Source organism: Paenibacillus sp. MZ04-78.2, assembly GCF_024213375.1.
Classification (GTDB): Bacteria; Bacillota; Bacilli; order Paenibacillales; family NBRC-103111; genus Paenibacillus_G.
Window position 1 is genome coordinate 15,991 of the sequence record NZ_JANAVJ010000018.1, and the last position, 18,223, is coordinate 34,213.

Sequence of the window (18,223 nt, forward strand, 5' to 3'; positions counted from 1 at the left end):
GCTCCCCCGCTGGATTTCATTGACAGCAGAAACTAATTCGAATATTATTTAATTAGACAATTCTTAAATTAGATGAATATTAAAATGGATGGTGATCATCAACCCATGCAGCTGGATAAGATCGTCAACTATCATAAAGCGCTCGCCGACCCGACAAGAATCCGCATCCTTATCCTGCTGGCGGACGGGGAACTGAATGGACAGGTACTTGCCGACAAATTAGGCGTAACCCCTGCCACCATTACCCACCATGCCGCCAAGTTGCGAGAAGCCGGCTTGCTTTATGAGCGCCGGGTGAAGAATACCATCTACTTTTCGCTGAATCACCATTTCATCAAGGCGAACGCCGCCGCTTCGGTAGAGCTGATCTACTCCCATTCCAACGAGACAGGAGGGCCTTCCATGCCCGATGACAAAGCCGAACGTCTTCAACAATCCGTTCTGAAAAACTTCTTCACCTCCGAAGGGAGATTAAAGCACGCGCCTGCCCAGTTGAAGAAGAAGCTGATCGTCCTGGAGCATATTGTCTCCAGGCTCGAGCAAGGAAGAAAGTACACGGAACAAGAAATCAACGACTTCATCAGACAGTATCACGAAGACTTCGCGACGATCCGCAGGGAGTTTATTATGCATCAATTCATGTTCCGGGACAACGAAGGGTACGAGCTGAACCCGCACGAAATGTGGACCAAGTGGGACAAGCTAACCTAGCAGAGGAACTTGAAGAAGAAATTCCATCTCCATGCGGCTGCCTTTTCCGGGTCGCCTAGCGGTTGTTTTTCAGCAGGCGAGAATCCAGCACGAAATTGCCGAACGGAATGAAGGCGGCAAGCATGGCAAACAGCACTTTCAGCACGGACCAGCGGTGAGCGAAGGTGACGTGAATGACAGCCAGCACGTACAGCACGAACAACAGGCCGTGGATCGATCCGACAATTTTGACGGCTTGCGGCATGTCCAGGAAATATTTGAGCGGCATGGCGATGGCCAACAGAACGAGATAGGACATCCCTTCAATAAAAGCGATGATGCGCAAGCGGCCGATGGGATGATTCAACATGGCGTGACCTCCAAAATTAAGTAATATGTAACCGCTATCTTTCGGCCTGCTTTGGACGAGCCAAAAGATTCATCATATATTATAAACTGCCGGAATCCGCCAAGCGTCGGGCAATTGTGACTTTTTTCAAACACCTGCCTGTGGCCGGTTTATTGGAAACCGCATGCTTGTTGCAATATCCGCAAAATTCATTATTCAAATCATGCATAATCACTTATATTCATTGAAAATAACTTGTTAACTCAAGTTATTTTCAGTATAATTAAGTTATATTGCATTATTCATGAAGAAAGGATGGATTCCCATGTATCCTTGTCTATTATTCGATGTAGATGGCACGCTGCTCGATACGGAGCAGGCGATTCTTGGTTCGCTATCGGACCTGCTGCGGGAGAGAAACATCCCTTATGAGCCTGAGGACCTTGCTTTTGTGCTCGGGATACCGAGCGTCCGCTCGCTCCCCCGCTTCGGGATTCAAGATATTGAGGAAGCTTCGGAACGCTGGAACCAGCTGATGGAACGGCATGACTACCAAATTCGCGTATTCGAAGGCATCGAGCCGATGCTGCGACGGGTCAAAGAGCTCGGGCTGAAGACCGGCATCGTCACCTCCAAGACCCGCAGTGAATATATCAAAGATTTTGCCCGGTTCGATCTGCATCCTTACTTCGATGTCGTCGTCTGCGCCGACGATACGGCCCGGCATAAGCCGCATCCCGAGCCGATCCTGACCGCCTTGAAGCGGCTTGAGGCAGAGCCGAAGGACACGATATACATCGGAGACAGCATCTACGATATGCAGTGCGCGGCCGGAGCGGGCGTCGCCTCCGGACTGGCGCTGTGGGGAGCGTACGATGCCAGAATTGAGGCCAATTACCGTCTGCAGCATCCGAAGGATCTTCTGACGATCCTGGAAGCCGCGCTTCCGTGATCCCTTCCGCCGCCGCCGAGAAATCCGCGGCTTCCGGGTCTGGCTGGGCGGGTTGTCCTAACGTTCTACGAGAAGCTGCTTCCCGCCCTCGGGTGCTTGAACTAGAAAAGAGAGGCTCCCGCCCCTCTTCAATCCAAAATGACCTTTTTGTCCGGATCTCGCTGAAACTCGAACATCGTCCGCAGCTGCGCCTCGGTGTTGCGCGCTACCGATAAGACAGGCAGCTCGTCTTCGCCGAAAAAACCAACGGCTGACGTTTCAATCCCGCTCTGGGCGCTTCCTCCGGTAATGTCGCATTGGATAAACAGCTTTTGAACACTCCCACCACCTGAGCTAATGGCGCTGAGGTTGGGGATTCTTGCGAACAGAGAAGCATCCTTCTCTTCTTGAGCAAGCGATCCCTGCGGTTCCCGCAGTTCAGCCCATCTTCGCCAACAAACGCAGTCCTTCTTGCAAGATGTTCATGCTGGCATTGTGGTCACGGTCATGGTGCGTCCCGCATCCTGAACACGTCCACGCTCGCAAGTTTAGATTTTTCACTTCGGGGCGAGACAAACGTCGCTGCCAAAAGGCGGATTGTTTTGCTTTCGAAAGAAGCGATCAAACGCATCTGCCAGGCTGCGAACGGCGGATTGCAAAGCAATGCTGTCCACATCCTTGAGCCAAGGCCATACCTTTTTCAACGCTGGCAGCCCGTTTGCACAGGTCTGGTAAGACAAGCCTCTGCCTGTTTCTTGGAAGGTGTAGTTCCATCTCGCAAGGAAGTGGTTAAAGACAAAGCGAGCGCATCCAAACATCTGATGGATCAGCGTCGTTTGCTCCTCTGTAGGGTAGATGCGAAAGCGAAAAGCTTTATGATGCAACATGCGAGACTTATCTCCTTTGGTGATTTCATGACAATTATAGCACATATGTTCGCATGTATATACAAGAGATGCTGATTCATCTCCCCCTTATCGAAGAGGGAGTCTTCCCCAGCCTTAACGATAAATATGATACGGCTCCGGCGGATGCCCTTGAAATTTCTTGTCCAGCACCGCAAGCAGCCGGACGGGCGCTACGTCGAAGCCAGATTCCTCCTTGATTTCCTTGACCGCAACCTCCGACGGCGACAAGCCAATATCCGCCCATCCTCCCGGAACACGACGCCGCGAATGTCCACCTTCGGCGTGGCATAGCCAGTATCGCTGGCGAACGTCAGCTTGATTTTCTCGGAGCCCGTCTCCGTGTAATGAGCCAGGATGTCGACGCTCATCTGCCGCAAGTCCTCGAACCGCTCCCGGTCGTAGACATCCTTCGTGTACGCCAATCCGGTCTGCGCGATTGCTTGCATCTGCTTGGCCCATTCCAGCCATCGGTGATTCATAAGACCGCCTCCTTCGTACGCTGTGAAAGGATCGTTCCCCCTCATTATACCTTTCCGAAGTCCTGCCTACAATTATTTCCAGACATTCGCCGACCGCCCGAATTCGGTTGACAAGATTTCCGATTGCGAAGATACTAAAGAGACAGAAAACTTTTTTGGTGCTCAAACTATTTTTTTGAAATTCATGGAGTTTGCACACTGAAGGAAAGAAGTGAGACGGATTGGAATCGGTTAAAGAGGAGATCAGCTTCCTTCTTCCCCTGCTTCGCTGCATTGCTGCGCAGTTCGGGGATAAATGCGAGGTCGTGCTGCACGATTTGACACAGGGGTACGAAAGCACGATCGTCGCCATCGAGAACGGCCACATTACCGGAAGAAAGGTCGGCGATTGCGGCAGCAACCTCGGACTCGAAGTGCTGCGCGGCACGGTTACCGACGGAGACCGGTACAACTATATCACGCAGACGAAGGACGGCAAAATTTTGCGCTCGTCGACCACGTACATTAAGAACGGCAAGGGCGAGACGATCGGCGCTTTGTGTATCAACTTCGATATTTCGGATTTGCTCGTGGCGGAAAATACGATCCGGTCGCTCACCATGCACAGCCTCGATCAGGAGGTCAAGGAAGTGTTCGTGAACGACGTAAACGATCTTGTCGATTATTTGCTGCAGGAATGCCAGAAGTCGATCGGTAAGCCCGTGTCCCATATGGGCAAAGAGGATAAGATGAAGGCGGTGCAGTTTTTGGATGCCCGGGGCGCGTTTCTGGTGAAAAAAGCCGGCGACAAGGTGTGTCAATTTTTGGATATTTCCAAATTTACCCTTTACAACTATCTGGATGAAATCCGGGTAAATCAGGAACGCAGCGCGGCGCAAAAGTTTTTGTAAGTCCATAGACATAGAAGCGTTCTGTTCCTGTGGGCGCAGCGCCCTACGATAGAGTGAAGCTCTAGTGGGCGGTTTGGATCACCGCGTGCTTCGCTTGTTGTCGTTTTCGGGATTTGTTCGACTATTTTCGACAATTATGTCGATTTTCCAAACTATATGTCTGATCGTGAAGGATTTTACAAAAAAAACAATTGCCTGACTAGGAAAAATGGTGTATATTTCCTACAAGGCCATAGGCTGAATTTTCCACGCAAATCCTTTTAACATGAAAAAGGCAAACTATTTCGAAAGAATAGGACGCAAAACTAGAGGGGCTAAGGCTGCTATTCCTATAGCGGCTATGCCAGCCAGCTACCTGTCATCAAGGATAAGAACGAAGGTGACGGTGCCAAACTGTCTCCTTTTTTTTGTTTTTCCGTTCTTTTTTTTGACAGGCCAACAAAATCTGCTAGACAACGAAGAGGAGGAAAACGAATGCGAGCAAGCAAGAAAAAGATGGCTATTTTAGGAACCGTAGCGGCATTATGCCTCTCTACCGTTTCGAGCGCCGGCGCTGCCAACCGTCCGACGACCATGGCGCCTAGCGGAATGGTCACGACTCAACATTATCTGGCCTCGGCAGCAGCCTTGAAGGTGCTGGAAGAAGGCGGCAACGCCGTAGACGCAGCCATCACCGCAGCGGCTACGCTGGCTGTTGTTTATCCGCATTACACGAGCATCGGCGGAGACAGCTTCTGGCTGATCTACAACGCCAAAAAGAAAGAGTTAAAAGCGTTAAATGCAAGCGGTCCTTCCGGCGAAAAAGCGACCATTGATTACTATAAAAACCTGGGCTACAGCAAAATTCCTTCCAGAGGCTACCTGTCGGCTAACACGATACCGGGAACGGTTTCCGGCTGGTGGGAAGCGTACAATTACGCCGACGAAGAGATTGGCACCAGCAAGTCATGGCGTTCTTTGCTCAAACCGGCGATCAAATATGCGGAAGAAGGATACCCCGTTTCGCCGAACCAGGCGCTTTGGACCAACATCAATCTGGATACGAAAGATAACGAGCTGAAGCATTTGCAGCGCTTCGAAGGCTGGGCCAAAACCTACTTGAAGCCCGACGGACAGCCGTACAAAGCAGGCGAGCTGATGAAGCAGCCGGATTTGGCCAAAACGTTAAAGGCCATTGCCAGAAAAGGCGCGGACGGCTTCTATAAAGGCGATGTCGCCGATAAAATCGTCAAGGACGTGCAAGCAAACGGCGGACTGCTGACACTGAACGACTTTTCAAGCTACAAAGCCGAGTGGCAAAAACCGATTTCGACGGACTACCGCGGGTACAAGGCATATAACGTTCCGCCGAACTCGCAAGGCATGGCTTCCCTTTCGATCCTGAATATTTTGAACAACTTCGATGTGAAAAGCTTGGGCGAAGGGACGCCGGACTACTACCACCTGATCGTAGAAGCGACGAAGCAAGCGTTCGCGGACCGCAACAAGTGGCTGACCGATCCGAAATTTGTCAACATTCCGGTGGATGACCTGCTCTCCCCTAAGCACGGCAAAGATATGGCCAAGCGGATCGATATGACCAAGGCCGCAGCCGATGTCGTGCCGATGGACCCGAAGGGCGATACGACCTGGATGGGCTTCATCGATAAAGAAGGCAACGCCGTATCGTTGATTCAAAGCCATTACTTCGATTACGGTGCGGGAATCGTCGCGAAGGACACCGGCGTTCTGCTTCAGAACCGGGGCAGCTACTTCTCCTTGGACCCGAAGGAAGTTAACCACCTGGAGCCGAAAAAACGCTCGTTCCATACGATCAACCCGGCGATGCTGTTCAAAAACGACAAGCCATACTTGATTTACGGTACCCAAGGCGGAGAAGGACAGCCGCAGACGCAAGCCGCTCTTGTCACCCGCATTGTCGATTTCGGTATGCCCGTACAAGATGCGATCGAAGCGCCTCGCTGGCTGCACGGACGCAACTGGGGATCTTCCTCCAACGACTTGAAGCTGGAAGGACGCATTTCAAAAAGCGTTCAGGATGAGCTGATCCGTCGCGGTCATCCTGTCAAAAAGATAGACGATTATACTGATGCGGTCGGGCAATCGGGAGCCATTCTGATTGATCCGGAAACAAACGTGAAATTTGGCGGAGCCGACCCGCGCGGTGAAGGGGCGGCACTCGGATACTAACCCCCTAACGGACTGCCGACTCTACGCTCAGCAGTCCGTTTTTTCTTTGCAGCGAGCCTACCTAAAATTAACGAGATAGTGAGGATGAGATGATGGAGGAACGTTCCAAATCGCAGATAAAAGCCGGATCATTCGGCTGGCTGTTCGGATGGTTGCACAAAAAGCTGAAAAATAAAATGATCGCCTGGTTTTTGATCGTATCGCTTGTGCCCGTCCTATCGATTTCCTATTATATTTCCAAGACGAGTTCCGCGGAATTGATCAAGAAGCAATCCGAATCGTACGAAAAGCTGGTGGTCAGCACCGCGACGCTGATCGACCAATACATATCCCAGCGTATGACCGAAATGAAAATATTGGCTTCCACCACCGATATCCGGTCGAACGATGCGGCGGCGAAGAACAAGTTTCTTAAAAATTTTACGGAAAGCACCAAAGTCTTCGACGGCAACACATTTATTTCGGCTAACGGCATCGTGACGGCCGATACGAACGAGGCCAGCGTCGGGGTCAATTTGGGGGAAAGACCGTTTTTCAAAAACGGACTGCAAGGAAATTCGACCTACACCGAGGTACTGTTGGCCAAAACGACCGGCAAACGCTCCATCATCGTCGCAACGCCGGTAAAGGACGCAAACAATAGTGCGGTCATTGGGGTGCTTACCGGACTTGTCAACTTCGAAGGGTTTATGGACAAATACGTGAAGCCGCTGATGATTAATGACGGCGAAGGCTATCCGATCGTCGTGGACTCCACCGGGATTATTCAGTTGCACCCGGTGAAGGAGCTCATCGGAAAAAGCACGGCCGAGTCCGGCATCTCGCCACTGCTGGCCGATATCCTGAAAGTCGGAAACAAGCAAACCGGCTCGACCACTTACACCGACGGCGGAAAAACCTATATGGTCACCTATTCCCCGATCGCTCAGACGGGGTACGGCTTGTATCTTCATTTGCCGGTGAAGACCATCACGGCGGAAGCCACGAGGATCGAGCAGAACGTCTTTATCATCCTGCTGATTGTGGTCGCACTGGTCATTGTTGTAGCTTATGTCTTGGCCAAACAAATTGCGAGACCAATTACAGAGATGGCGGCTGTTACCGAGCAGGTCGCCAGCGGGAATTTAAAGGTCGAGCCTTTGCCCATCCGCACGCAGGATGAAGTTGGGCAGTTGGCCCAGTCCGTCAACACTATGGTACAAAGTCTGCACACCTTTGTTTCCCAGGTTACGCTGACAGCCGAAGAGGTCGCCGCTTCGGCGGAGCAACTGTCGGTGAATGCCGGAGAAACAAGCAAGGCTACGCAGCTGATTGCCTTAACCATTGAGCAGATGGCCGATGGAACGGAACGGCAGATGCAGGGCGTCGAAGCCAGCGTCAACGCCATCACGGAAGTGGCGAACGGCGTTCAGCAGGTAGCGGCGAATGCCCAGCAGGTCACGGATTCTTCCCAGCACACGCTTCAGGCGGCCACGGAAGGAAATCAGGCCATTCAAACCGTCACCAAGCAGATGCAATCGATCAATACGACGGTCAACGAAATTGCGGCCAATATTTCAAGCTTGGGCGCCAGATCGACCGAAATCGAAAATATCGCCAAAGTCATCTCCGGAATCGCTGCACAGACCAATTTGCTGGCGTTGAACGCCGCTATTGAGGCGGCGCGCGCCGGAGAGCACGGACGCGGCTTTGCAGTGGTGGCGAACGAAATCCGGCAGTTAGCCGAGCAATCCTCCCAATCGGCAGCGCAGATCGGGGAGCTGATCTCGACGATCCAAAACGAGACTCAGAACGCCGTTGCCTCCATGGGGCAAGGAACGAAAGAAGTGAGCCTTGGCATCGAAGTGGTCAACGAAGCAGGAAAATCGTTCGGCCTGATCCGCCAGTCCATCAACCAAGTGACCCTGCAAATTCAAAACGTAACGGAATATGCGAAGCAAATGCAGGAAAGCACCGGAGAAGCGGTTGAAATGGTAAGCCAAATTTCCGAGGTGGCCCGACAGTCGGCAGACGGAACCCAGAATATCTCAGCTTCCACGCAGGAGCAATTGGCTTCCATTGAAGAAGTTACCTCCTCTTCCGAATCCCTGGCCAAAATGGCCGAGGATTTGCAGGGCATCGTCAAAGAATTCAAGCTATAACATCATAGCGGCCCTCGTTTCTCTTGTAGAGACGAGGGCCGCTGCCGTTAACCCGTTCTTCATGCCCGGGACGAATCTTCCCCGCTTTTATCGGCGGCCGCAGGCCGGCCCGGAGCTGGACGCTTCGTGCCAAAACGGTTCGCCCCAACCACCCCGGCAATGATCATTACCGAGCCGACGAGATGATACACCGTTACCGTTTCGCCGAGCACCAGCGCTCCCGCCGCAATGGAGACGATCGTGCCGAGATTGGAGAAGACGCTCATTTTGGACGCCTCCATCTTGGACAGCACGTAGTTGGACAAGAGCGAAGTCACCAGCGAGGACAGCACGCCCAAATATACAATCGCGACGAGAAAACGTCCGCTGCCGAGCGGCTCGAACAGCTTGCCGAGCGTGCCGTCCATCCCGTGCTTGCCGAGCGAAATGAGCAGGAACGCGCCGAAGCCGAGCCATGTCGTAACGAAGCTCAGCTCCCAAGGGCTGAACCGTTTTGACAGCGAGCGGGCCAGAACGCTGTATACCGCGAAGGCGACGCAGGACAGGAACAGCAGGAGCAAGCCGTTCATGTTGCTTACATTGATCGAGCTGCCGTTCATGACGAAGATGAAAACCACTCCGAACACGGACAGGAAAATCGATAGCTTCTGCTTCGCGTTGGTCCGCTCCTTCAAAAACCAAGAGGCGATCAGCATCGTAATGACTGGCGTGAAGGCATACAGAATACCGCCTTCGGCAGAACCGGCGTGCACCAGCCCGAACGCTTGAAAAGTGAAGAACGCGACAGGGTAAAATACAGCCAGCAGCAGGACATCCTTGATCCGTTTGTTGCTGTAGTCGAGCTTGATCCAGCCGACGGCTGCCGGAACGGACATGACGACCGCCGATAGCAGAAAGCGGAACATGAGCGTATCCAGCGGATCTGCCGATTCCAACGCCTGCTTCGTGAACAAAAACGAAAATCCGATAATAACGGCATTCAATACGGCGCACATGTAAGCAAGCCGCAAGCCTGTAGTTTTCATAGCTTTCTCCTCCTCTTCGGATCAAGCGTCGTCTCTCTCCATCCTTATTGTACCAGAGATACCTTAATTCCGGATAAACTTCCGCGCAGCCGTTAAGCAAACGTTTAGGCTGGCTTTCTTGGAAATTTATCCAGCTGTGCTATACTTGATTTGAGGTGATATCGTTGCTTGAAGGAAAAAACAGACTAAGCGTCATTGACGGTCTGCGGGGGTTCAGCTTGCTTGGCATCTTGATGGCCAATATGATTGCCTTCCAGTATGGAACCTCGGGGAGGAACGAGCTGCAATTCTTCGCGTTGTCCTCGGCGGATTCTGTCGTGCAGAATCTCGTCAAAATCATCGTTGAGGGCAGCTTCATGCCGATCTTTACGTTTCTGTTCGGGTTCGGCATGATCAAGATGAAAGAGAGCATGGAAGCGAAGGGGCTGAAAGCCGGGAGGCATCTGGTCCGCCGGTTTCTGATGCTGCTCGGTCTCGGCTTGCTGCACTCTACGTATTTGTGGGAAGGCGACATTTTGGCTTATTACGGAATCACGGGCTTTTTTCTGCTGATGTTTATGAATCGGAAAGCGAAGACGCTGCTGATCTGGGGGACGATTTTCCTGTGCCTGTTCGGTCTGCTGGGGCTTGCGCCCAAGGCTCCCGACGATCCGGCCTCGAAGCAGGATCAGGCGCGCATGGAACAATACGTGAAGGATACGAACCATATCTACGGAACCGGCACGTATGAGCAAATCAAGCATCACCGGCAGACGAAGGACCCGTTCGGAATGAATGGCCTCATGAACTTTTTAATGCTGCTGTTTGCCCCGGTGTTCACAGGGCCAATGTTTCTATTCGGGATGTACGCCGCGAAGAAGCAGTGGTTTGCGGACCCGGACGGAAAGCGAGGCGCTTATTTGAAGGGGATGCTGATTTTTCTGCCGGCGGGACTGCTGCTGAAATCGCTGAAGCCCCTGTTTCCGGAGCTCGGCTGGGCCGGAATTGGCGAGCTGCTTGGCGGCAGCATCCTGGCGCTGGGCTATATTTTCGGCTTTGCCCTGCTCTGCTTGGCTGTGAAGAACTCGCCTTGGCTGCGGCGGTTTGAAGCGGTCGGCAAGCTCTCGATGACCAACTATTTGATGCAGACGGTGATCTGCACGTCGATTTTTTACGGATACGGTCTCGGACTGTTCGGCAAGCTCGGCGTCGCGGTCGGCTGCGGATTGGCGGTTGCCATTTATTTGATGCAGCTCTTCGCAAGCGCTTGGTACGTGAAACAGTTTTCCTTCGGGCCGATAGAGCGGCTGCTGCGCATGTGGACGTATTTCTCCTTCGCCGGGAAGCCGAAGACGCGCATACAGCACCCGAACGTCTCCTCCTAGAAGACGCTCTGATTCGGAACACGGAAAAGATGGGTCCCCCCGCTGCAATAGGGCCGGCCCATCTTTTTACCAAAAATTTGATAAAACTTTCACCCGAAGGTGCTGTATAATAGAACACACATACGAATTATTTACGAAGCGGGTGATCCGAATGTCATTGCGTCCCTCTTTGATCCAAACGCAGACGTTGAGGGTTCATTTGACACCGCAGCTTAGACAATCCATTCAACTGTTGCAGCTGTCTGCCACGGAATTATCGGAATATTTGCAGGAGCAAGCGGTGGAAAATCCCGTCCTCGACATCGAGTGGTTCCCCCCGTCGCGAAGCCGGACCGCCGGGTCCGGCACGGCGCGGCAGGACCATGCGCTGAACAACATCGGCGGGCAGGCTCCGACGCTGGAGCAAACGCTGCTCGGCGAGCTTCGTCTGCTCGGACTGCCCGAGCCGATACTCCGGATTGCATGTTATTGGGCAGGCAATTTGAATGAAAACGGTCATGTCACGATCTCGCCAGAAGAAGTAGGCGAAGTATTCGACGTTTCCGCCGCCGAGGTTATGGAAGCGCTTTATAGACTGCAGGACGTAGCCCCGGCAGGCGTCGGCGCGCGAAATTTGCAGGAGTGCCTGCTGCTGCAAATTCGCAGAGACCCCGGCGCGCATCCTTGGGCGGAGCCGCTCGTCAGCCGTCATCTGGCCGATCTCGGCGCCGGACGGCACAAGACCATTGCGGATAAGCTCGGCATTCCGCTGGACGACGTCATGCAAGCGCTCGCTTATATCCGCAGCCTGCACCCCCGTCCGGGTCTGCTGTACGGCAGTACGCAGGCCGCCTATGTCGAACCGGACGCTTACATCGAATGCGTGCGGGGGCAGCTCGTCATTCGGATGAGCGAAGCCCATTTGCCGCGTCTCTCGCTGAACACGTCCTACCGGCAGATGCTTGCCGACAGCCTATGTAAAGATACGAAAACCTACTTGCGCCAGCACGAACAGGCCGCGCAGTGGCTGATCCGCAGCGTGGAACAGCGGAAACGGACGCTCTACCGTGTCATTGAGTGCATCGTCTCGGAGCAGGCGGCGTTCTTCACGGAAGGCATCGACCGGCTGAAGCCGATGAATCTGAAGGCGGTAGCGGAAAAGCTGGAGCTTCACGAATCGACGGTGAGCCGCGCCGTGCAGCACAAGGTTGTGCAGACGTCGCAGGGATTGTTTGAGCTGAGCTATTTTTTCTCGGCGAGGCTGCGGACGGAGGAAGGCGACGCGGCATCAGCCGCTAGCGTCAAAGCGAAGATCAAGCTGCTGATCGAGCAGGAGGATAAACGCAATCCGCTGTCCGACCAGAAGATTACGGACCTGCTCGTGCAGGAAGGAATTCGGATTTCGCGGCGGACAGTGATGAAATACCGTGAGGAGCTGCATCTTCTGTCCTCCCGGCTGCGGACGCAGGCATGAAGCGATTTGGTCCCTTTGACCGCGTGCAGTATAATGGTATATACGACTGGACATGAGCATAGCTCCCCAACTTTATCGAAGAGGTGAATCCGATGAGTCAACAACCGACCGAACTGGCCACGTTTGCCGGCGGCTGCTTCTGGTGCATGGTCAAGCCGTTCGACGAGCTGCCCGGCATCGTTAAGATCGTATCCGGGTATACGGGCGGTCATAAGGAAAACCCGACGTATCAGGAAGTATGCTCCGAAACGACCGGACATTTGGAAGCTGTGCAAATTACGTTCGAACCGGCCGTTTTCCCTTACGAAGATTTGCTTCAGCTGTTCTGGCAGCAGATCGACCCGACCGATGCGGGCGGACAGTTCTGCGACCGGGGGGAGTCGTACCAAACGGCCATTTTCTACCATACGGAAGAGCAGAAGCAGAAAGCGGAAGCGTCCAAGCGGGAGCTCGACGCCAGCGGCCGCTTCGACCGTCCGGTCGCGACGCCGATCCTTCCCGCCTCCGTCTTCTACTCTGCGGAGGACTATCATCAGGGTTTCTATAAAACCAATCCGCTGCGCTACAACTCGTACCGCAAGGCGTCGGGACGCGACGATTTCATCAAGCGCCATTGGAATACGCCAGCCGACAAAGCGAAGCTGAAGGACAAGCTGACGCCGATGCAGTGGGAAGTGACGCAAATGAACGGCACCGAGCCTCCGTTCCGCAACGAATTTTGGGATCATAAGGAAGAAGGGCTCTATGTCGATATCGTCTCGGGCGAACCGCTGTTCAGCTCCCGGGACAAGTTCGACTCCGGCTGCGGCTGGCCGAGCTTCACGAAGCCCGTCGTACCGGCCCTCGTGCAGGATAAGCCCGACTACAGCCACGGCATGATCCGTACGGAGGTCCGCAGCCGCAAAGCCGACTCGCATCTGGGCCATGTTTTTCCGGATGGCCCCCAAGATAAAGGCGGATTGCGCTACTGCATCAACTCTGCGGCGCTCCGCTTTATTCCGAAGGCCGATCTGGAGAAGGAAGGCTACGAAGCATACCTATATTTGTTTGAGGAGGAAAAATAACCTCGCCGAACGCAGTAGAAAGGAGCCGGAATCTTGTTTAAATACCGCATTGATTCGCAATTGGAACTGAAGCTGCTCGGGCCCGGGGATGCCGGGGATCTGTTCCGGCTGATAGATGACAACCGGGCCTATCTGCGGGAATGGATGCCTTGGATCGACACGACGCAGACAGAGGAGGACAGCCGCGGATTCATCGAATCGACCCGGCACAAGTGGGCCAAGGGCGAAGGAATGACCGCAGGCATTCTTGCGGAGGGAAAGCTTTGCGGGGTGATCGACCATCATTCGCTCGACTGGATGAACCGCAAGGTAGCCATTGGTTATTGGCTGGCCGCCTCCGCTCAAGGCCGGGGGATCATGACCCGTGCCTGCCGCGCGATGATCGATTACGCGTTCGGGGAGCTGAAGCTGCACCGGGTCGAGATTATGGCGGGTACCGAGAATACCAGAAGCCGCGCCATTCCCGAGCGGATCGGCTTCACACAGGAAGGCGTGACCCGCAGCGCTCAGAAGCTGTATGACCGCTACATCGATCTGACCGTATACAGCCTGCTTGCGGACGAATGGAACGTACAGAGCCCAGACGGCAACTGATGACGAACGGAGCGCCTCCACGATTCGAACCGTGGAGGCGCTCTGTCTTCTAATCGGCCACGATCGTCCTGTTCCTCCCCGCTTCCTTGGCTTGAAGCATGGTCGGCTCGTTGAAACAATAGTTCGGCGGATTCTCTTCGTGCAATTTTTTTTCGCTTTCTTCGGGTATGGAGCGGCGAAACTGGAGCGGCAAAGCTCAAGACGAAGGATTTAAGCAGCTCCCGGACCAAGTCAAAAATCCCGTCCTGCAGCGAATAACCTCACAGAACGGGATTTTTCACATGGACCGCGCATCTTCTGCGGACGTCTTAAAAGAAACCTCCACCAAACCCAAACGGACCAAATCCGCCGAACCCAAACGGGCTGAATCCGCCGAAGGCGAATGGAGAAGTTCCAATAGCGAGCAAATCGAACAAAACGAGCGGAAGGATCGCTGACGTTTTCACCTGCTTGCCATTGCGGGTGGAAACCATCAATTTGTTACCGTTAATACGCACCAGCTTGCCCTCTACAATCGTTCCGTCTTTCTTGACCGCATAAATCTGCTTGCCTACCAGCTTGGCGACATCCTGCTTGCTGACCGCTTTTGGCATATGCGCACACCTCCGAATAGTAGCGTCGGGCCGTAGCCCTAATAGATTGGATAGAACGCTATATAGTACGGGATGGACAGCGGGGCTGCTTGTATAAATGCCCCGCCGTCCAAGCAAGATGTGCCTTCGTCCTGTCCTGCATTTGCAAGTGCCGCCACTACGGTCAGCCTCGGCGCAGACGGCCAAGCTCCGTTGTAATCGCTTCGATTTCGCTGATGCTGAATTGATTCTTCCCGGCAACCATCTCATAAATGTCGCGCAGCTCTTCGTACTGTTCGTCATTGAGCTGGGAAGCCTTCAGCGCTGCGCCGGAAGCCATCCGCAGCTTTTTCTTGATTTCTTCAATCATAAATTCCGTGTTTTCAAACGTGTTCGTCGTTAAATTCACCGGGGTCACCCTTTCGTGCGGCTTTCGTTCTCCCTTTCATTGTACCATGTTTTGTAGGGGGATGCCCGGTTTAAGCCTCCGACACGGCTAAGGCCGTGGGATTCTTAGCTAGTTAACGCACGCAGGCCATTTCTGTTTTGTGCAGACTGCTACCATCTATCACAGGTTGGCGCATGATGTTGATGGCTCCAACTCTGTCGCGGTGTGTGCGATACCCGCATGAACATTGATACGTTCGGTCCATTGCCTTGACCGCGAGCGTTCTTGCCTTGTAAAATTCACCCGAGGATAAAGCGAGGAAGCGATAACGCATTAGTGTAATGAAGCATCAGGTCGAAAAAAAATTTACCGATCCGGTAACGTCTTATCATGAAGTCCTTCGCACAAATATTTGATGTGCTGCTCTGCCAGCTTTCGAACATCCTGGTACGCTTGGTTGTAATGAATATTATACGAGATGAAGCCGTGCATGGACATAAACAAACTCCAGGGCAAGCTGTGCATTTTCTTCTCATTCCCCGGCTGACGGGAGACGACGGCCCGGACGACCGCGGCGAACAGATCGAGGCATTGCGATTGCTCTTCCCGGGAGTACCGCAGCAGCTCCGGGTCTTTGATCATGAACATAATCTCGTAATGATGCGGATTGTCCAGCCCGAAGCGGATGAACTCCAGCATCAGCTTCTCCAGCTGTCCGATATCCCCGAGACGGGACCGGTTCAGCATGTCTTTTTGGCGCTCCAGCAGCATTTTGAAATCCTCGTTGACCAGCGCATAGAACAGCTCCGCTTTTTCGCTGAAGTGGTAATACAATGCTCCGTGGCTATAACCCATCGCCTTTGCGATGCTTCGCATGGTTAAAGCATGATAACCGTGTTCGATAAAAAGCTGCCGTGCTTCTTCCAAAATACGCGTCCGACTTAGTTCTTGTGCAACTGCTTTTCTTGCCAAGTGCCTCCCTCATTTCTATGCGTGATTTATACTAAAAGCCGCCGGCTTCCGCATCACGGAAGCTCGGCATGCTCTACGTAACGTTCTTCTCCATGGATGATCGTCCCTTGACCCTGAGTCAAGTCCGTCATCCACGCGGCAAATGTATCCGCTTCCTCAACGAGAGGCAGACAGCTCAACGTCACCTTATCGGTGAAAACGGTCTCGCCCATCATCATACCGCGGTTCCGCAGCTCGTTCTCAACCTTGCCGAGCCACGTATAATCGACCTCCACCAGCACTTCCCGGTGAAGCACCTTATACACCTGCTCCGCCGCGGCAAGCCCGACGACCGCCCCGTCGGTATAGGCGCGAATCAAGCCGCCCGCCCCTAACATAATGCCCCCAAAATAACGGGTAACGACGACGACGACGTTTTTCAGGCCTTGATTTTTAATCACTTCGAGGATCGGCTTCCCCGCCGTCCCGCTCGGCTCCCCGTCGTCGGACGCTTTCTGAATTTCGTCGCGTTCTCCGATCATGTAAGCCGAGCAGTTATGCGTGGCGGACCAATGCTCCTTCTTGATGCTTTCGATGAAAGCAACGGCTTCTTCCTCGGTCTCGGCCGGCTTCGCAAACCCGATAAACCGGGATTTCTTAATGACGATCTCCGCCGAGCCGAATCGCTTAACCGTTCTGTACCGCGTTAACATGGACGTGTCCTGACGCCTCCTTATCAGGCCGTAGCCTCTGGAACATCCGGCGGCCGGGATGCCTGCAAAAAAAGCAGCCATCCCGGGGGATGAACCGCTTTTTCCGCGCGCTGCGAGTTACTTCGACAATCTGGCCTCGAGCGCAGCCTTTTCTTTCTCGTAGCCCGGTTTGCCGAGCAGTGCGAACATGTTTTTCTTATATGCCTCCACGCCCGGTTGATCGAACGGGTTGACGCCCAGCAGGTAACCGCTGATGCCGCAGGCTTTTTCAAAGAAATAAACCATGTAACCGAATGTATAAGGCGACAGATCGGGCAGCGTGACGATCAGGTTCGGCACTCCACCGTCCGTATGCGCAAGCATCGTGCCCTCGAACGCCTTTTTATTGACGAAATCCATCGTTTGTCCACTCAGGAAGTTCAAGCCGTCCAGATCCTGCGGATCGGTGCCGATGGCGATTTGCTCCGACACCTTCTCGACTTGGATGACGGTCTCGAACAAGTTGCGCGAGCCCTCCTGGATGAATTGACCCATGGAATGTAAATCTGTGGAAAAATCGACCGAAGACGGGTAAATGCCTTTGTTGTCTTTGCCTTCGCTCTCGCCGTACAGCTGCTTCCACCATTCGGAGACGTAGTGCAGCGACGGCTCGTAGTTGACGAGAATTTCCGTCGTTTTGCCCTTACGGTACAGCGCATTGCGAACCGCAGCGTATTGGTACGCTTCGTTCTCCTTCAGGTTCGGATTGGAATAAGTCTCACGCGCGTCCGCGGCGCCCCGCATCATCGCTTCGATATCCACGCCGGCAGTGGCGATCGGCAGCAGGCCGACGGCGGTCAGCACGGAATAGCGGCCGCCCACATCGTCCGGGATGACGAACGTTTCGTAAAGTTCCTCGGTCGCCAGCTTTTTCAGCGCGCCCTTCGCCTGGTCTGTCGTCGCATAGATGCGTTCGCGCGCCCCGTCTTTGCCGTACTTCCGCTCAAGCAGCTCGCGGAAAATCCGGAAAGCGATGGCAGGCTCCGTCGTCGTGCCGGATTTGGAGATGACGTTGACGGAAATGTCCTTGCCCTCAAGCAGCTGCAACAGATGCGTCACGTAAGTGGAGCTGATGTTCTGGCCGACGAAGTAAATTTCCGGCGTCTTGCGCTTATCCTTCGGCAGCAGATTGTAGAAGCTGTGGGACAGCATCTCGATCGCCGCTCTGGCCCCAAGATAGGAGCCCCCGATGCCGATGACGACAAGCGCGTCGGAATTCGATTGAATGCGCTTGGCCGCCTGCTGGATGCGGGCGAATTCTTCTTTATCATAATTGACCGGGAGATCAATCCAACCGAGATAATCGTTCCCGGCGCCGGTTTTGTCGTGCAATTGATTGTGCGCGGCGGCTACGGCACCCGCCAAGTAATCCACCTCGTGCTGCTGTATGAAGCCAAGAGCCTTGCTGTAATCAAAACGAAGTTTAGCTCCCATTCCAAATACATCCTCCCGTCCGATTCGTTTTTTTCTCTGTGACATGCG

The 18,223-nt window shown here is 53.7% G+C and carries 18 protein-coding genes, 2 pseudogenes and 1 riboswitch; of the genes and pseudogenes, 9 read left to right on the top strand and 11 right to left on the bottom strand.

The window, feature by feature from the left end; translation table 11 throughout:
* The first annotated feature begins 105 nt into the window (after nt 1-105).
* Nucleotides 106-711, top strand: coding sequence for a DUF2087 domain-containing protein (locus NLX71_RS14590; protein WP_254364430.1), 606 nt, complete (start codon nt 106-108; stop codon nt 709-711).
* A gap of 55 nt (nt 712-766) precedes the next feature.
* Here NLX71_RS14590 and NLX71_RS14595 read toward each other — a convergent pair whose 3' ends face one another.
* Nucleotides 767-1,060, bottom strand: a complete 294-nt coding sequence (locus NLX71_RS14595) for a DUF3817 domain-containing protein (RefSeq protein WP_254364431.1) — start codon at nt 1,058-1,060, stop codon at nt 767-769.
* Between the two features lie 304 nt (nt 1,061-1,364).
* On the opposite strand from NLX71_RS14595, the gene NLX71_RS14600 reads away from it, so the two are divergent.
* Nucleotides 1,365-1,991, top strand: a complete 627-nt coding sequence (locus tag NLX71_RS14600) for an HAD family hydrolase (RefSeq protein ID WP_254364433.1) — start codon at nt 1,365-1,367, stop codon at nt 1,989-1,991.
* Nucleotides 1,992-2,408: 417 nt separating this feature from the next.
* Here NLX71_RS14600 and NLX71_RS27080 read toward each other — a convergent pair whose 3' ends face one another.
* The 3 genes and pseudogenes from NLX71_RS27080 to NLX71_RS14610 all read right to left on the bottom strand — a co-directional run.
* Complete coding sequence (locus NLX71_RS27080) at nt 2,409-2,531, bottom strand: zinc ribbon domain-containing protein (protein ID WP_375377928.1); 123 nt, start codon at nt 2,529-2,531, stop codon at nt 2,409-2,411.
* A gap of 29 nt (nt 2,532-2,560) precedes the next feature.
* A pseudogene (locus NLX71_RS14605) lies at nt 2,561-2,857 on the bottom strand (helix-turn-helix domain-containing protein); the annotation flags it as partial.
* Between the two features lie 117 nt (nt 2,858-2,974).
* Nucleotides 2,975-3,357: pseudogene (locus tag NLX71_RS14610) on the bottom strand (NUDIX hydrolase); the annotation flags it as partial.
* 221 nt (nt 3,358-3,578) lie between these two features.
* On the opposite strand from NLX71_RS14610, the gene NLX71_RS14615 reads away from it, so the two are divergent.
* From NLX71_RS14615 to NLX71_RS14625, 3 genes are all read left to right on the top strand, one after another.
* Nucleotides 3,579-4,247 (top strand): helix-turn-helix transcriptional regulator, encoded by a 669-nt coding sequence (locus NLX71_RS14615; RefSeq protein WP_254364435.1) that lies wholly within the window; start codon nt 3,579-3,581, stop codon nt 4,245-4,247.
* 263 nt (nt 4,248-4,510) lie between these two features.
* Nucleotides 4,511-4,606: riboswitch (cyclic di-GMP riboswitch) on the top strand.
* 115 nt (nt 4,607-4,721) lie between these two features.
* Nucleotides 4,722-6,437, top strand: a complete 1,716-nt coding sequence (ggt, locus tag NLX71_RS14620; RefSeq protein WP_254364436.1) for a gamma-glutamyltransferase — start codon at nt 4,722-4,724, stop codon at nt 6,435-6,437.
* 89 nt (nt 6,438-6,526) lie between these two features.
* Nucleotides 6,527-8,578 carry a methyl-accepting chemotaxis protein gene (locus NLX71_RS14625; RefSeq protein WP_254364437.1) on the top strand — a complete coding sequence of 684 codons (2,052 nt, stop codon included), beginning with the start codon at nt 6,527-6,529 and terminating at the stop codon, nt 8,576-8,578.
* Between the two features lie 59 nt (nt 8,579-8,637).
* Here NLX71_RS14625 and NLX71_RS14630 read toward each other — a convergent pair whose 3' ends face one another.
* The gene (locus NLX71_RS14630) at nt 8,638-9,603 is read right to left on the bottom strand and encodes a DMT family transporter (RefSeq protein WP_254364439.1); all 966 of its coding nucleotides are present in this window, start codon (nt 9,601-9,603) and stop codon (nt 8,638-8,640) included.
* Between the two features lie 164 nt (nt 9,604-9,767).
* Between NLX71_RS14630 and NLX71_RS14635 the strand changes: the two genes are divergently transcribed.
* The 4 genes from NLX71_RS14635 to NLX71_RS14650 all read left to right on the top strand — a co-directional run bounded on the left by NLX71_RS14635 (nt 9,768) and on the right by NLX71_RS14650 (nt 14,078).
* The gene (locus NLX71_RS14635; RefSeq protein WP_254364440.1) at nt 9,768-10,967 is read left to right on the top strand and encodes a DUF418 domain-containing protein; all 1,200 of its coding nucleotides are present in this window, start codon (nt 9,768-9,770) and stop codon (nt 10,965-10,967) included.
* A gap of 151 nt (nt 10,968-11,118) precedes the next feature.
* Nucleotides 11,119-12,420 carry an RNA polymerase factor sigma-54 gene (rpoN, locus tag NLX71_RS14640; protein ID WP_254364441.1) on the top strand — a complete coding sequence of 434 codons (1,302 nt, stop codon included), beginning with the start codon at nt 11,119-11,121 and terminating at the stop codon, nt 12,418-12,420.
* A 92-nt stretch (nt 12,421-12,512) separates the two neighbouring features.
* Nucleotides 12,513-13,484 (top strand): peptide-methionine (S)-S-oxide reductase MsrA, encoded by a 972-nt coding sequence (msrA, locus tag NLX71_RS14645; RefSeq protein WP_254364442.1) that lies wholly within the window; start codon nt 12,513-12,515, stop codon nt 13,482-13,484.
* A gap of 33 nt (nt 13,485-13,517) precedes the next feature.
* Nucleotides 13,518-14,078: a GNAT family N-acetyltransferase gene (locus NLX71_RS14650; RefSeq protein WP_254364443.1), complete on the top strand. Its 561-nt coding sequence runs from the start codon at nt 13,518-13,520 to the stop codon at nt 14,076-14,078.
* A gap of 308 nt (nt 14,079-14,386) precedes the next feature.
* Here the strand turns inward: NLX71_RS14650 and NLX71_RS14655 are convergent, their stop codons facing one another.
* The 6 genes from NLX71_RS14655 to NLX71_RS14680 form a co-directional block, all read right to left on the bottom strand.
* Nucleotides 14,387-14,671: a hypothetical protein gene (locus NLX71_RS14655; RefSeq protein ID WP_254364444.1), complete on the bottom strand. Its 285-nt coding sequence runs from the start codon at nt 14,669-14,671 to the stop codon at nt 14,387-14,389.
* 163 nt (nt 14,672-14,834) lie between these two features.
* Nucleotides 14,835-15,059, bottom strand: coding sequence for a DUF1128 domain-containing protein (locus NLX71_RS14660; protein WP_025849503.1), 225 nt, complete (start codon nt 15,057-15,059; stop codon nt 14,835-14,837).
* A 112-nt stretch (nt 15,060-15,171) separates the two neighbouring features.
* Nucleotides 15,172-15,372, bottom strand: a complete 201-nt coding sequence (locus tag NLX71_RS14665) for a zinc ribbon domain-containing protein (protein ID WP_375377927.1) — start codon at nt 15,370-15,372, stop codon at nt 15,172-15,174.
* 32 nt (nt 15,373-15,404) lie between these two features.
* Nucleotides 15,405-16,010 (bottom strand): TetR/AcrR family transcriptional regulator, encoded by a 606-nt coding sequence (locus tag NLX71_RS14670; protein WP_254364445.1) that lies wholly within the window; start codon nt 16,008-16,010, stop codon nt 15,405-15,407.
* A 53-nt stretch (nt 16,011-16,063) separates the two neighbouring features.
* Nucleotides 16,064-16,702 (bottom strand): YigZ family protein, encoded by a 639-nt coding sequence (locus tag NLX71_RS14675; protein ID WP_254364498.1) that lies wholly within the window; start codon nt 16,700-16,702, stop codon nt 16,064-16,066.
* Between the two features lie 117 nt (nt 16,703-16,819).
* A complete protein-coding gene (locus NLX71_RS14680; protein ID WP_254364446.1) occupies nt 16,820-18,175 on the bottom strand; it encodes a glucose-6-phosphate isomerase in 1,356 nt (451 codons plus the stop codon).
* Nucleotides 18,176-18,223 lie beyond the last annotated feature (48 nt).